This window comes from Superficieibacter sp. BNK-5, assembly GCF_047456055.1.
Classification (GTDB): Bacteria; Pseudomonadota; Gammaproteobacteria; order Enterobacterales; family Enterobacteriaceae; genus Superficieibacter.
This window is the reverse complement of the sequence record NZ_CP179893.1, coordinates 2,070,125-2,085,173: the sequence shown is the minus strand read 5'-3', so window position 1 is coordinate 2,085,173 and position 15,049 is coordinate 2,070,125. Positions and strand designations below refer to the sequence as shown.

Annotated in this window: 12 protein-coding genes; 6 read left to right on the top strand and 6 right to left on the bottom strand. The window is 54.4% G+C overall.

The features are described 5' to 3' along the window. Positions 1-15 precede the first annotated feature (15 nt). From ACMGGS_RS09995 to ACMGGS_RS09970, 6 genes are all read right to left on the bottom strand, one after another. Positions 16-5,211, bottom strand: coding sequence for a RecQ family ATP-dependent DNA helicase (locus ACMGGS_RS09995; protein WP_414165929.1), 5,196 nt, complete (start codon positions 5,209-5,211; stop codon positions 16-18). 228 nt (positions 5,212-5,439) lie between these two features. Next, a complete protein-coding gene (locus tag ACMGGS_RS09990; protein ID WP_414165928.1) occupies positions 5,440-6,474 on the bottom strand; it encodes a ParB/Srx family N-terminal domain-containing protein in 1,035 nt (344 codons plus the stop codon). Positions 6,475-6,549: 75 nt separating this feature from the next. After that, positions 6,550-6,834: a hypothetical protein gene (locus ACMGGS_RS09985; protein WP_414165927.1), complete on the bottom strand. Its 285-nt coding sequence runs from the start codon at positions 6,832-6,834 to the stop codon at positions 6,550-6,552. Beyond that, complete coding sequence (locus tag ACMGGS_RS09980) at positions 6,812-7,327, bottom strand: DUF2778 domain-containing protein (RefSeq protein ID WP_276163580.1); 516 nt, start codon at positions 7,325-7,327, stop codon at positions 6,812-6,814. Before ACMGGS_RS09980 ends, ACMGGS_RS09985 begins: the two co-directional genes overlap by 23 nt. A gap of 116 nt (positions 7,328-7,443) precedes the next feature. Further along, on the bottom strand, positions 7,444-7,926 hold the full coding sequence (locus ACMGGS_RS09975) for a hypothetical protein (RefSeq protein ID WP_414165926.1): 483 nt from the start codon (positions 7,924-7,926) through the stop codon (positions 7,444-7,446). A gap of 14 nt (positions 7,927-7,940) precedes the next feature. Continuing rightward, on the bottom strand, positions 7,941-8,750 hold the full coding sequence (locus ACMGGS_RS09970) for a winged helix-turn-helix domain-containing protein (RefSeq protein WP_414165925.1): 810 nt from the start codon (positions 8,748-8,750) through the stop codon (positions 7,941-7,943). Positions 8,751-9,449: 699 nt separating this feature from the next. Here ACMGGS_RS09970 and fimA point away from each other — a divergent pair. The 6 genes from fimA to ACMGGS_RS09940 all read left to right on the top strand — a co-directional run bounded on the left by fimA (position 9,450) and on the right by ACMGGS_RS09940 (position 15,049). Continuing rightward, positions 9,450-9,995, top strand: coding sequence for a type 1 fimbrial major subunit FimA (fimA, locus tag ACMGGS_RS09965; RefSeq protein ID WP_276163577.1), 546 nt, complete (start codon positions 9,450-9,452; stop codon positions 9,993-9,995). A 71-nt stretch (positions 9,996-10,066) separates the two neighbouring features. Continuing rightward, positions 10,067-10,579: a fimbrial protein gene (locus tag ACMGGS_RS09960; RefSeq protein WP_414165924.1), complete on the top strand. Its 513-nt coding sequence runs from the start codon at positions 10,067-10,069 to the stop codon at positions 10,577-10,579. Positions 10,580-10,612: 33 nt separating this feature from the next. Then, positions 10,613-11,311, top strand: a complete 699-nt coding sequence (locus ACMGGS_RS09955) for a fimbria/pilus periplasmic chaperone (RefSeq protein WP_414165923.1) — start codon at positions 10,613-10,615, stop codon at positions 11,309-11,311. A gap of 65 nt (positions 11,312-11,376) precedes the next feature. Then, the gene (locus ACMGGS_RS09950; RefSeq protein WP_414165922.1) at positions 11,377-13,992 is read left to right on the top strand and encodes a fimbrial biogenesis usher protein; all 2,616 of its coding nucleotides are present in this window, start codon (positions 11,377-11,379) and stop codon (positions 13,990-13,992) included. Between the two features lie 10 nt (positions 13,993-14,002). Beyond that, positions 14,003-14,533, top strand: a complete 531-nt coding sequence (locus ACMGGS_RS09945) for a fimbrial protein (protein ID WP_414165921.1) — start codon at positions 14,003-14,005, stop codon at positions 14,531-14,533. A 12-nt stretch (positions 14,534-14,545) separates the two neighbouring features. Then, positions 14,546-15,049: a fimbrial protein gene (locus ACMGGS_RS09940; RefSeq protein ID WP_414165920.1), complete on the top strand. Its 504-nt coding sequence runs from the start codon at positions 14,546-14,548 to the stop codon at positions 15,047-15,049.

The following is a 15,049-nucleotide window of genomic DNA, read 5'->3' as shown; positions in this document are numbered from 1 at the left end:
CTTAAACGCGCGGCATTACCGGGTATCCTCGGTCTCCACCAGCAGGATCGGGATCTGCCAGCTCTCGGCTTTACATTTGCTCTGGAACTTCTCCCCTTCATGGCTTTTATTGCGCTGCAACATCGCCAGTACCTGAGCATGACGAATACCGGGAATGATTTTCTCCCAGACCTTTCTGCCGTTTTTGGAAAACTGTGCGATAGTTGTGCCGTTAAACCTGATCGTAATATCGTGTTTATCAGCAACGACTTCCACGCGTTCCCCCGGCTGTAGCGCATTCAGCACCTTATGAATTTCATGTGATTCTTCATGCGCGCCAGCAAACCCAATATTAAGCTGCGCCAGACCAGTAATCAGAAAACGTCGCAGTTTTTCGGGACAGGTTGCCTGACTATGCTGAGGGCAAAGCGGTCCACCCTCCAGCAGCGGAAGATGTGGATTCTGCTGATTATCAAGCTGCATCAGCACCAGCCGGGAGATCGCACGCGTCATGCCAACATAAAATAATCTGCGTTCTTCCTCCTGACTTTGTGCGTCTTCACCAAAGGCTTGCGTCCAGCCGCCGTCGAGGATGATCACATGGTCGAACTCTTCGCCTTTCACGCCGTGTACGGTACTGAGTAAGACACCGCTACCGAAGCGCACCTGACGGCGCTGGGCGTTAAAATACTCCTGCATAAAGACATCAAAATATTCTGCGGGTAATGCCTCGTTCCCCTGGCTGGACTCCCAGTGATCGATCAGTTCATGCAGCAATTCGTGCCAGCGGTTAGCCTGCTCTACGTCAGGTAAAGGTTCGCGTAACGCATCCGGTGTCAACGGCGTCAGCCCCTGCGCCCGTAGCCATTGCTGGTAAGCCACAATTTCCCGACAGGCCCGAATCGGGAAACCCGCCTCTTTATCCAGCGTGAAGCGGCACGGTATCCCGGCATCGGTCAGCGCAGAACGTACCCGGACCAGTTCATTTTTATCAATACCGTTACGCGCAAGAATAGCGATGTGCTCAAGTGGACAACCTGCCTCTATCTCACGTATCCGCTGAATTTGCTGCACAACTTCCGCCGCCTGTTGCGCGCTGTCTTTGCATTGCACAACCTCAATGTTGCCCAGGCCCGGCTTCACCGCGTGCCATTTGCCGCCACGCGGCTCCAGATGGCGGTTTTCATCAATCGTAATCGGATGCTCACCCTTCATCCGGTTCTGATTATGCTCAATAAGCTGGTTGGACGCGGCAATGATGTTAGCCGTCGAACGATAATTCCAGGTGAGATAGTGCGTCTGGGCGTCGTAGTCCTTTTCAAAGCGACGAATAAAGGTGACGTTCGCCTCACGAAAACCATAGATAGACTGATCGTCATCTCCCACCGCCATCAGGCTCAGCTTCACATCATCCTCGTCGGCATTCATCCCTGCCAGCGCGGCGATAAGCTCATATTGCTGCTCATCAATGTCCTGATATTCATCCACCAGCAGGTATTCCAGTCCACCTAATAGGTGTTCGCGCTGCCCTTCCATCTCCAGGCCGAGCTGCGTCTCCTCGCCTTTTAACAGGGCGATGGCATCCTTCAGCAGACTGCTAAAGTTAATGTCCTCGTTATCCTGATTGCCGACGGTATGCCCGGTCAGGCTTAACGCCAGACCATGAAACGTCTGCACCGACACACGGCTGCCATCACGGCCTAATAGCGTTTTAAGCCGACGGCGCAGCGATTGCGCGGCATTGTGGTTATAACAGAGCAGCAAAATCTTGCGTGGATCGACCTGTTTCACACGCATCAGATACGCGCAGCGGTGGACAATCACCTTACTTTTACCCGATCCAGGACCGGCCAGTACCAGCATGTTTTGATCCAGACTGGCCTGTACGATCTGCTCCTGACGCTGGTTATGCAGATCTTCCACGATCCGTTTCCACGAACTTTCGCTGGTCGCCAGATCCAGCACTTTGCGGCGGCCTTTAAAGTACAGCGGCAAAAACGACTCCGCGTCCATCGCAAAGTAGTCTTTCACCAGCTGCTGCGCCGCTTTCGGCTTATCCAGCCCCAGCTTCGCATATTCGTTCATGACGTGAATTTGCAATATTTTTTGCTGGTAGTGTTGCTCCAGCGGCTGATAATCCGCCTTTACATAGCGATGCGCTTTTTCAACGTTGAGCTTGAGCGACATCGCAGAACGGAACACGGCCAGCCCGTTTTGCAAAATAATGGCATGTTGTTCATGCAGATAAAGCAGCGCGCGCTCGGCACCTTTAATTAACCACTCTTGCTCGTCACCCGTATTTCGCTCCTGGATCAGCGGAATGATGTCCACATCCTGACGCAGATAATCCAGCACCTGTTCCAGGGAAAAGGAGAGCATGATCCTTTTTACACTATTTTCATCGCTCGCCGCGGCCTGCTGATATAAGAAGCCAAGCACCGCGTTGGTTAAGCGGTGGCGTTGCTGGATAATTTTTTCAATTTTGGACCAGCTACGGTTAATGGCGATTTGATAACTGTCCCGGCTGCCGTAACGGAACTCGATTGATCCTTTTTCTCCGCTTTGCCGTCCGTCCTGTGACCAGCTATAAAGCAGATTGCGCAGCAGCGATGGATGGCTGCGATCGTGGCCCAGATCGATAATTAACTGATTAAATTTGCGCAGATGTAGCGGATAAGACACTCCCATCTCAGGATCGGGCAGCTGCTCACGCAACAACGACAGCATCGCGTTTTCTATTTCCTGGATCTGGCTGGCCATCACCCGTGCATTATCTTTCCCCTTCGGACGGATATGCGTAGTGAGCAACAAACCTTTAGTGATCAGCTTCAGATCCGCCATCTGCGTCAGCACGCGCATGACATCTTTCGCTTCAGCATGACGGGCGTTACCGGCATCCTGGCTAAGATACTTTGCCGCATCTTCCGCGATGGCATCGGCACTCAGCCCATCGTCGTCATCTGCATTAAGCAGGGCCTGCAATATGGCGTTCCATAACTGCACGGCAGGCGGATTGAGATTGAGGGCGCGAATTTTTTCCTGCGCCTCCTCCAGCGAGGCAAATGCCACCTTGCCCTGAAACACTTGGGTAATATTGTCACTGCGCTCAACGTAGCCGACCCGTTCCAGCCAGGCAATGCCGGTTTTGACTTTGGTATCTGCGCCGCTGTCATCAGCAGTGAAACTGGTTTCCACCATTGGCTGATTAATTAGTTCTGCGCTGGTGGCGACCACTTCGTTTTTCTCATTCACCTTACGTTTAATGCCGCTGAATATCTGCCGGATATCTTTAAAGCTGACTTCACTGATGGCCTCAAGCTGGAATTGTTTTTCGATATCCTGCTCGTCAAACAGCAGTACGCAGTGAGCATCCCGCGTATCACGCCCGGCACGTCCGGCTTCCTGTAAATAGTTCTCCAGCGAGCCGGGGATCTCCGCGTGGATCACCAGTCGGACATCGTCTTTATCGATCCCCATGCCAAAAGCATTGGTAGCGCAGACAATCCGGTACTGTCCGGCAATAAACCCTTCGAGGATCTCTTTTTTCTGCGCGCTCTCCAGCCGGGCATAAAATTTCGCCACCGGCAGCGACTGTTGCTGTATCAGCGCATCGGAGATTTCATCCACCGATTTGCGCGTGGCACAATAAATTACACAGGAGCCGGGCTGTCCGTTACCGAAAAACTGCTCAAGCAGGGAAAGAATTTGACTGAGTTTGCTGAGTCCCCGGCTTTCAAGGATCTCATAATGCAGGTTTACGCGCTCAACGCCGCCTTCGAAGCGCGCCAGCGGCTGCGGGATTTTATTCTGAAAATGTGAGCAGATGTCGTTAATTACATCCAGTTTCGCCGTGGCGGTGTAGCAGAATACGGGCGGAACGGGCACCTGCTGCTCTTTCGCCAGCGCCTCGATGACGCTGGCGCAGTAGAGATAATCAGGACGAAAATCGTGCCCCCATTTTGACAGGCAGTGCGCCTCGTCAAATACCCAGCCGCCGATTTGCCGCTGTTTGATAGCGTTTTTCACCGCCCGGTTGCGCAACTGTTCCGGCGAGAGATAGAGAATCGCGATATCGCCCTGCCGTACCTGTTCGAGGATCGCCCCCCGCTCCGGCAGGGTCAGCATCCCGGAGATCGCCGCCACGCCTTCAACACCCGCCTTTTGCCGCAGGTTATCGACCTGATCTTTCATCAGCGCCTGCAACGGTGAGATAACGATGGTCAGTGAACCATTGCGCTGATTGCGCACAATGGCCGGCAATTGATAGCAGAGTGATTTACCGCCGCTGGTCGGCAGGATCCCCAGCAGCGAACGGCTGGCAAGCCCGCACTCAACGATATTGCGCTGGAGCGGCATGCCGTCAGGAAGATTACGAAAATCCGGCAGTTCAAAAATCCGCTGCAGATGCCGTTTCGCATCATGATTTTGCAGGCAATAAGGACAGGCGGGATCCTGGCACTTTACCTCCCGTAGCTCGCGGATGATATCGGCTGTCGCCGGGAATCGCCGCCACACCCACGGCGGTAGCACGGAGTTTCCACCAGAGACCGGTAGCCACGCGCAGGCAAACGCCAGCGGCAGCAGCTTTTGCGGCTGGCGTAACGCGTCGCCAATGACCCGGTTAAGCTGGTTTGGACACACTTTATTTTGTGCGATCGCTTTTACCAGCGTCGGCAATGCCGCCGCCTGGATCGCCTTCTTGGCGGTCAGCGCGGCAAACACCTGCGCCAGACCTCGGGTATTAAATTCCGTCGAGACGCCGTGTGCGAACAGATACTGGTATAGCTGAAGCTGCTCCAGCGGCTTATTTTTCAGCGCCACAAGTTGTTCTGTGAATATTTGCAGCGCCAGCCGTGAATCATTCACCGGATCGTTAATGCTGTCTCTGACCAGTTTGTAATCTTTGATCAGACGATGATAAGGATTAGCCGGGAAAGCCAGCGGAGAGAGATAAAGCGTATCGATGATGGGTTTATCAAGCAGGATATGCGGGCGCACCGGCTGACTGGAAAGCCACGGCAGATCAAAATCTAAAACGTTGTGGCCAAGAATAACATCGGCCTCTTTTGCCAGATGATCCAGGCGGGCAATAGCGTCTTCTTGATTGTCTTTAACATTCAGCATCTCATCGGCCAGCACTGCGCCAAGGTGCCTGAATTTATTATCCCGGCTTAACTCCAGATCGAAAGAAAGGATCCGCTGTAGATCCAGTACATCAGTGGTTTGTTCCATTAACCGACTCCATAATCTCCCGCTGAGATACATGAAATCGATAAATCTGGCCGGAGATAACAGGTTTATTTTGCAGAGATTAAATCATGAGAGACGGAGGATAGCCAGCAACAACGTGATTTGTAAGGCAAACAGAATGATTAGCATTGTTGAAGAGAGGGTTTTCATACACAGGCAGAGGGTCGCTAAACGCGAAAGCACTATCTTCCGGCAACAATCATGCCTCTCTCACTCCTCCCGGTTAAGGATTTTCTCCAGATACGCCTCAAGCTGATGCCGCTGCAGATAGTCACTAACTTCCCGCGTCCAGCCTTCACCATTGCCCAGCACCGCGCGACTGCTGGTGGAGGCATGCAGGTAACGGTTGTCGTAGAGATTAATCAACGTCTGATTCATCGAATCAACATTGAAGCCCGGCTTTTTGCGCTGCTGATGCTCCAGCGAACGCAGTATTCGCTCTTGTTTCTCAGGGTCCGGGGTAAAAACCTGCTCGTTCAGCTCGCTGATCACGAGGAATTCGGGCGGGATGCCCTCTTCCCGCGCCGCCTGAAAACGATAATGCCCGTCGAGGATCACAAAAGACGCCAGCCCGGCGATATACCAGACGAGGACAGGCGGAAGCTGCCCCTCGCGGCATTTTTTTCGCCACCACTTCAGCCGTCCGGCATCGGTCTCGACCGCATAACGGCCCAGCAGTAAATTCCCTCCCCACCACCAGTCCACCATTTTCACTTTCTCTGGCTGGCTGAGATCGGCCATATCCTCGGCATAAAGCATCCAGTCGCAGCCCATTTTATCGGCGCTGGCCGGAGAGCGAAAATGCCAGTTTTCCGGAGTAAACGGCTTTTTGAGCGAGTACGGGGCGCTGTCTTTCACCTGCTCCATCGGGCGCATCAGCCAGCGGCGTGCGGGCAACAGCGGCGAAGGCGATTCCATTAACTGACGGGCAAAATAGCGGCACCACTCGCGAGTCCAGGCCTCAGGGCCTTTGCGGAGAATGGTTTCGATATCCTGCGAAGTGATGGGCGGCAGCAGGTTTTGCTGGTCCGGGTGATCGGCGTTAAACACCAGCCAGACGCCGGAATAGTCGTTGAGTACCGTCGCCCAGAATAGCGTATCACCGCGCACGTTCAGCGCCATCCGGCCATGGTGACCGCTCAGCATCTCCAGAGTTTGTGCTTTTTCGCTATCGCGGACGATAAGTTCAAGGCCTTGCCAGTGATCGTTGCGGTCAAGGAAATCTTTCCACCAGTAGTGAGGCATGCAGGGGCTCCGGTTAGGTACCAGGATATGTACTGTTCAATGTCTGCCTCTATTGTAATCACAAATATCGTTAACTTATCGCTTTATGGTTTTTACTAACATCGTTATAAATATATAAAGGAGAGTGGTCATTGATAACACACTGATAACAGAGAGATAAAACCATGTGTCATAAAGCGATTCTATATTCACATCCCCATAGAGAAAACATGCTACTTTGTCTGCAATCCCGTCATTAATCCAGTCTTCCGGCTTTCCCAGAAGACGGCCAACGGCGATTGAAAGCAGGATGAAGAATACTGCTTTAAGTAGCCTGAGCCCCCACAGAAGCAGGCTTTTAGTTATTGCGGCTGATTCCATTCGCGACAACCTCGATAAAACCACGTGCCTTAAGAAATCTCATACAAGGAACCTGCACGGGACTGCTGTTCATCAATGCATTCCTTATCCTGGCATAATCAGAATTATGAGGGATTGTTATGCATCCCTCCGATATGTGTCCGGGATGAAGTCTGAATAAGCCACGATGAACACTGTTTACCCATGTACTATCATCAATTTCCCAATCATCTCTATACAGTGCAAACCATTCATCACGGCCAAATGCTGCGCCATGCCACGTTTTGTTCCATCCATCCTGCACATTAGCTTTTAGCCCTGAAAAAAAACCACCTGAGCCACGCTCCACAACCCAGTATTTACCCACCGGTAATGGGCCATTTTTGAGGACATGACTATAAGCGGCTTTATTACGATAAATTCCATTTCCCGAGAAAGCCAGAAATGTACCAGCACCGTAGATTGTTAAGGGCGCAAAATCCGCATTATTTAAAATGAAATTCCCTTTAAGCATCGAATACCCATTAAAAAGTATGGTTAATATTTTTTTATCCTATACCGCATTCGGTGCTAAAAAGTGACATCTCGTGCTAAAAGATAAGAGAAACTTACAGGTCCTGAAATATTGGCTTACCGCACCTCACAAACAAACAGCGGCGTATCGACAATCATAAACACCAGCAAATCGTCGCTGCTCCTGACGACACGGGTCAGCATTTTCATATCGCTGCGGGTGGTGAGGAAAAATGCCGGCAGGTACTTTTTAAAGGCGTTGAAGCTCTCCACGCTACTGTAATTCATCACGCTCGCGTCATTAGACATCACCATCACGTTATTCTTTTTGAGTTCATAGTTGAAGGTTTTGCGCAGCCTTAGCACGGCTGCGCTGGCCGAATCTTTTCCGACCAGCGTGATAAATCCATCACCATTATCAAATGAAATAGCCATCCGAAAAGCGATGATTCTGTCGTTATCAACGATGCTCAATCTGGCATCGCAGGCAATGGCATCACGCTCTGAGCGCAAATGGCTAACGAGGTAGAGGCAAATCATCAAAAACATCAGGGAGAGTACGGCGACCGCGTAGTTAATATTCACATTTATATTCAACATAGATCGTCCGTCCATCAATAAAAAAAGTAAACTGACTGGCAGCCGGGGCTGAGTCCTGAACCGGGTTGATTGCGGCAGGCAATCATTGATGGATAGTCAGCGGCATGATTACCGGTGATATACACCCAGCGGCTGCTACGACAATCCACCATCGATCGCCTGACTAGCCCCTGAAAAATCGTATCGTCTTCAGCGATGCTATTAACAAAGACCTTGCAGCCCTCAATATCATTGATTTCAATATAGGCAGAAAAATAGTTTTTTTGCGGCGTGGTGATATGCCACCAGGCGATCAGCAGCAGCAATAAAAGCCCCCCTGCGACAGCAATAGTCCTGGCGCCAGGTCTTATCCGGGACACGTTTTTTTCAGCGGGAGGCGCGGTTATTACCGCCAGCGGTGCGGAGACTTCAGCCATTTCATTGCTGGCAGGTTCAGTACCTCTATCCTGATCTTTATGCAGAACCGTAATGTCAGCCGGAATGGTAAACCCGCGCTTTGGGATCGTCTTTATAACCTCTCTGCCACCTTCTATTTGTGCCAATGCTTTTCGCAATAGCGAAATATTCTGGTGTAACGTATTCGCATTCACATTCATTCCCCGTGCATTCCAGACGCGGGTAAGTAATGTTTCCTGGCTAATAATCTCACCCTGGTTATCGAGCAGAATTTTAAAACAGTTACTGGCGGGAATGGGTAACGTCACCATTTTATCGCCGTCAGTATAATGCAGTAAATGTGCCTGAGCATCATAGATAAGCGCTTCATTTATAATATAAACCACGGCCACTCTACCAACCTCCTCCATTAAGATAGCGTCAGACACATTCCCCCCGTCGCTATATATCCATAGTTTCAGGTTATCTTCTTAGTTCATTTAATTGAATTTAATTATATTAAAATCCCTTAAGCCACTCAAACAAAATAACACTGTTCTTTGTAGAGGCATTGCATCCCCCTTTACCTTTTCTTCATAAATCACAACAAAATCAGGGCATTGAATTTATCATACAAATAAATAAATCATTAATTTCATAAATACATGAGTGGCAAACCCGCACCGTTAGCAAGTACATTTTGAAGCCTGAGCGGGTGCTGTGCTGGCTCGCGGGGGTGTTAACAACTAATAACGCCAGAAACTAACGATGCACTTCAATGCATCCTCAAAACGACATGACTAAACCTGAATACGCTAATCGTCCAGCAGGAACCTATTATGGAAAATAGCAAGTTAATGATCGCACTCCCTGTTATCGCGACAGTGAATAAAAAAGCCACCTACCTCCGCTCAGCCCTTCTGGCTCTGCAATTTATTACGCCAAAAAGCTCATGCAAAAATAAGGGCGTAACGATAATCACTTGCCCACTGCCAAATACATCCTAATCCACACTCAATATTGGCGTTGATCAGGATGCCAAATGCAGAACCGGCGGTCGGCTCATTCTCTAAAAAGGGAATACCTGAAGGCCAGGACGACCCCTTAATTTGATTCGTAGTCTTTCTCTCGATTAAAAGGAATATAGCATGAAATTGAAAACTCTGGCGCTTACCGCCCTGTCAGCGCTTTCTCTGAGTTCAGCCGCCTTTGCTGATACCACTGCCGTTAACGGCGGTACGGTGCATTTTAAAGGTGAAGTGGTTAACGCCGCCTGCGCGGTGGATGCCGATTCTATCGAACAGACCGTGCCGATGGGCCAGGTACGTACCGCCAAGCTTGCCACCGTGGGCAGCACCAGCACCGCCGTCGGCTTCAATATTCAGCTGAACGACTGTGATACCACCGTTGCCACTAAAGCCTCCGTGGCGTTCTCCGGCACGGCGGTTAACAGCGAGAATGCTAACGTGCTGGCGCTGCAAAACTCTGCCGCCGGTGGCGCGACTAACGTCGGCGTCCAGATCCTCGATAAAACCGGCACGCCGCTGGCGCTGGATGGCGCATCGTTTAGTTCTGCCGTGACCCTGATCGACGGCACCAACATCCTGCCGTTCCAGGCACGCTACTTCGCTACCGGGAAAGCAACCGCCGGTACTGCGAACGCTGACGCCACGTTTAAGGTTCAGTACGAGTAATTCAGCGTAACGCACGGAAGCGCGACGGGCCAGGACGGCCCGCTCTGTTTAACGCGCGCAAGGTGATACCGATGCAAAGGATGATAACCGGTCTGTTGATATTGCTGATGCCCTCGCTGGCGCTGGCCGAAGGCACGATGCGCTTTCAGGGCGTCATTATTGCTGAGGCCTGCCGCGTCGAGGCGGGAGATCGCCAGATGACGGTCAATATGGGGCAAATCGGCAGTTATCGTCTGCATTCGCCGGGCGAAGACGCCAATCCCGTCCCCTTTGACATCCACCTTCAGGATTGCACCATAGCGGTCAGCGAACGCGTCGGCATCGCCTTTCGCGGGGTGGCCGACGGTAAAAATCCGGATGTGCTGTCCGTTGGTGAAGGCCCCGGCATCGCCAGCAATATCGGCATCGCGCTGTTTGACGCAGACGATAACCTCATCCCGCTGAACAGCCCGCCACTTGCCTGGACGCGACTGTATAACGGCCCGATGACGCTGCATTTTGTCGCGAAGTACCGGGCCACTGGTCGGCAAGTGACCGGCGGCGTCGCGAATGCCCAGGCGTGGTTCGCCCTGACTTACCAGTAAGCAAAAACAATGTTGATAACCAAAGAGCATGACATGAAGAAGATGATGACGCGTCGCCTGCTGGCAGGATTGCTGATGATGTTAACGTTTGGCTATGCCGCGCGAGCCGGGGCGGGCGTGGCACTGGGCGCTACGCGGGTGGTGTATCCCGCCGGGCAAAAACAGGTCCAGCTACCGGTCACCAGTAACGCCGAAAACAGCACTTATCTGATCCAGTCATGGGTCGAGAATGCTGACGGACAAAAAGAGAGCCGCTTTGTCATCACCCCGCCGCTGTTTGCGATGCAGGGCAAAAAAGAGAACACCCTGCGCATTATCGATGCGACCAATCATCAGTTGCCGCAGGATCGCGAAAGCCTGTTCTGGATAAACGTCAAAGCTATCCCCTCCATGGATAAGGCAAAGCTGAGCGACAACACGCTACAACTGGCGATTATCAGCCGCATCAAGCTCTATTACCGCCCGGCTAATCTGGCGCTGCCGCCAGACCGGGCCGCGGAGAAGCTGCGCTTTCACCGCAGCGCATCGCGCCTGACGCTGAGCAATCCGACGCCGTATTACCTGACCGTCACCGAACTGAATGCCGGAACGCGGGTGCTGGAAAACGCGCTGGTGCCGCCGATGGGAGAAACCTCGGTGCAACTGCCGTCAGATGCCGGAAGCACCATCACTTACCGGACCATCAATGACTACGGCGCGCTGACGGCCAGAATGCAGGGCGTCATGCACTAACGCCGCCCCACCGCTGAACTCATGCAATCGCAATTATCACCGGACGACGACGGACCGGAGGGACTATGTCACAGTTGAAATATGGATCGCGCGGATACGTCAGCCGCCTTTACCCGCGTCCGGGACGCCATTTTATTCCGCTGCCGCTCGCGCTGCTGATCGCCTCGCAGGTCTTTTCCGCGCGGGCCGAGCTTTATTTCAATCCGCGCTTTTTATCCGACGACCCTTCCACCGTGGCCGATCTCTCCGGGTTCGAAAAAGGTCAGGAAGTGCCGCCCGGCGTCTACCGCGTGGATATCTATCTGAACGACGGCTTTATGACGACCCGCGATGTAACGTTCAACGCGGGTAATGACGGCGATGGACTGTCACCGTGTCTGACCCGCGGGCAGCTCGCCAGTATGGGCGTCAATACGTCCAGTGTTGCAGGAATGAACGCGCTGGCGGTTGATGCCTGCGTGCCGCTGACCTCAATGATTAACGACGCGACCACCCGGTTCGATGTCGGGCAGCAGCGCCTGTATCTGACGGTCCCGCAGGCGTTTATGGGCAACCATGCGCGGGGCTATATCCCGCCGGAGCTATGGGACGACGGGATCACTGCCGCGCTGCTCAATTACAACCTGACCGGCAACAACGTCCGTAACACTCCCGGCGGCTCCAGCCATTATACGTACCTCAACCTGCAAAGCGGCCTTAACGTCGGCGCATGGCGGCTGCGCGATAATACCAACTGGAGCTACAGCGGCGGCGGCGCATCGTCGAACCATGAGAACCGCTGGCAGCATGTGAACACCTGGCTTGAGCGCGACATCACCCCGCTGCGCTCGCGGCTGACGCTCGGCGATACCTACACCAGCGGCGACATTTTCGACGGCATTAACTTTCGCGGCGCGCAGCTGGCCTCCGATGACAATATGCTGCCGGACAGCCAGAAAGGATTCGCCCCGGTGGTGCACGGTATCGCGCGCGGCACGGCGCAGGTCTCCATCAAACAAAACGGCTATGAGATCTACCAGAGCACGGTGCCGCCCGGCCCCTTTACGGTTAACGATCTGTACGCGGCGGGTAACGGCGGCGATCTGCAGGTGACCATCAAAGAAGCCGATGGCAGCAGCCAGATCTTCAGCGTGCCGTGGTCGACGGTGCCCTTCCTGCAACGCGAAGGCCATACCCGCTACGCCGTCACCGCCGGTGAATACCGCAGCGGCAACGGGCAGCAGGACAAGCCGTCGTTCTTTCAGACTACCCTCCTGCACGGCCTGCCGGCGGGCTGGACGCTGTATGGCGGGACGCAACTGGCGGATCGCTACCGCGCCTTCAACCTTGGCGTCGGGAAAAATATGGGCACCTTTGGCGCGCTGTCGCTGGACGTCACCCAGGCCAACGCACATCTGGCGGATGACAGCGATCACCAGGGGCAATCGCTGCGTTTTCTGTACAACAAATCGCTGACCGAAACGGGCACCAACATTCAGCTGGTCGGCTACCGCTATTCGACGCGCGGCTACTTCAGCTTCGCCGACACCGCTTATCGCCGGATGAGCGGTTATCGCATTGAGACGCAGGACGGGCCGATTGAGGTGAAACCCAAAATTACCGACTACTACAACCTCACCTGGAATAAACGCGGTAAAGCGCAGGTCAGCGTGACCCAGCAGCTTGGCCGCACCGCGACACTGTATGTGAGCGGCAGCCACCAGACTTACTGGGGCACGGACGGTGCCGATGAACAGTTGCAGGCCGGGCTGAACACCGTGGTCAACGATATCAACTGGACACTCAGCTACAGCCTGACCAAAAACGCCTGGCAGCAGGGACGCGATCAGATGCTGGCGCTCAACGTCAACATCCCCTTCAGCCACTGGCTGCGATCTGACACCTCTTCCACCTGGCGACACGCCAGCGCCAGCTACAGCATGTCGCACGATCTTAATGGCCGAATGACCAACCTCGCGGGTCTCTACGGCACCCTGCTGGAGGACAATAACCTGAGCTACAGCGTGCAGACCGGCTACGCCGGCGGCGGGACGGGCAACAGCGGCGGCAGCGGCTATACGGCGCTGAACTATCGCGGCGGCTACGGCAACGCCAACCTCGGCTACAGCCACAGCGAAGGCATGAAGCAAGTCTATTACGGCATGAGCGGCGGCGTGCTGGCCCATGCCGACGGCGTCACCTTCAGCCAGCCGCTGAACGACACCAGCGTGCTGATCAAAGCGCCGGGCGCTAAAAACGCGAAAGTCGAAAATCAGACCGGCGTCTTCACCGACTGGCGCGGCTACGCCGTCATCCCCTACGCCACCGAGTACCGGGAGAACCGGGTGGCGCTGGATACCAACTCACTGGCGGACAACGTCGATCTGAATGAAGCCGTGGCAAGCGTGGTGCCGACTCACGGCGCCGTGGTGCGCGCCGAGTTTCGCGCCCAGGTGGGCCTGAAAGTGCTGCTCACCCTGATGCACAACGGTAAACCGGTGCCGTTCGGCGCGATAGCCACCTCCACCACCCGCCACAGCAGCAGCATCGTGGCGGATAACGGCCAGGTCTATCTCAGCGGCATGCCTGTCGCCGGTCAGGTCGGGGTGACGTGGGGTAACGGCGCGGACGCCCGCTGCGTGGCGGACTATCGCCTTGACGCGCGCCAGACGCTCAGCCAGATCACGGCCATATGCCGCTAAGGAACCGACCATGATAATTCTGCAACGCGCGCTCTTTGCTCTTCTGTCCGGCCTCGCCGCGACGCCCGGCCTCGCCGCAGACAGCACCATCTCTGTCAGCGGCCTTGTCCGCGACAACGGCTGCGCGGTGGCGACGGACTCAAAAGAGTTTACCGTCATGATGGGCACCGAAGCCGATAAACAGTTTCCCACGGTCGGCGCGGCTACCCGGCCGATGCCGTTCAGCATCGTGCTGTCGCCGTGCGGTACGGCGGTAACGGCGGTGAAAGTGGGCTTTAACGGCCTCGCAGATAACGACAACCCTGCGCTGTTAAAACTGGCCGACGGCGCGACCTCCGCTGACGGCATCGGCGTGCAGATCCTTGATAGCCATCGCCTCGCCCTGCCGCTTAACGCTGGTTCATCGGCGCTTGAGTGGATCCCTTTGACGCCAGGCCAGACCAACATTCTCAACTTTCACGCCCGCTTAATGTCCACGCGGGTTCCGGTCACCGCCGGGCAGGTTAATGCCACGGCCACCTTCACCCTTGAATTTCAATAGCCGGAGGCTGACATGCAACGGACTTTTTCCCGCTTCCTGCTCGCGGGATTACTGGCAGCGGTCATCGTGCCCGGCCACAGCGCCGACGTTACCATCACCGTCAACGGCAGGGTGGTGGCCAAACCCTGCACCATCGCCACCCCCACTGCGAACGTCACCCTGGAGGAGCTTTACACCTTCAACATGATCTCGCCGGGAGCCACTTCCGCCTGGCACGACGTGATCCTTGATCTTACCAACTGCCCGGTGGGCACCTCGACGGTCACCGCCACCTTCAGCGGCACGGCCGACAGTACCGGCTATTACCAGAACCAGGGCACCGCCGGGAACATCCAACTTGAGTTGCAGGATGAGGACGGCACCACGCTGAACAACGGCACGCTCAAAACCCTGCCGGTGGATGACGCCAGCCAGTCGACGCGCTTTCCGCTCAAAGTGCGGGCGCTGACGGTCAACGGCGGCGTCACCCAGGGTACGATCCAGGCCGTCATCAACGTCACCTACACCTGGGCCTGA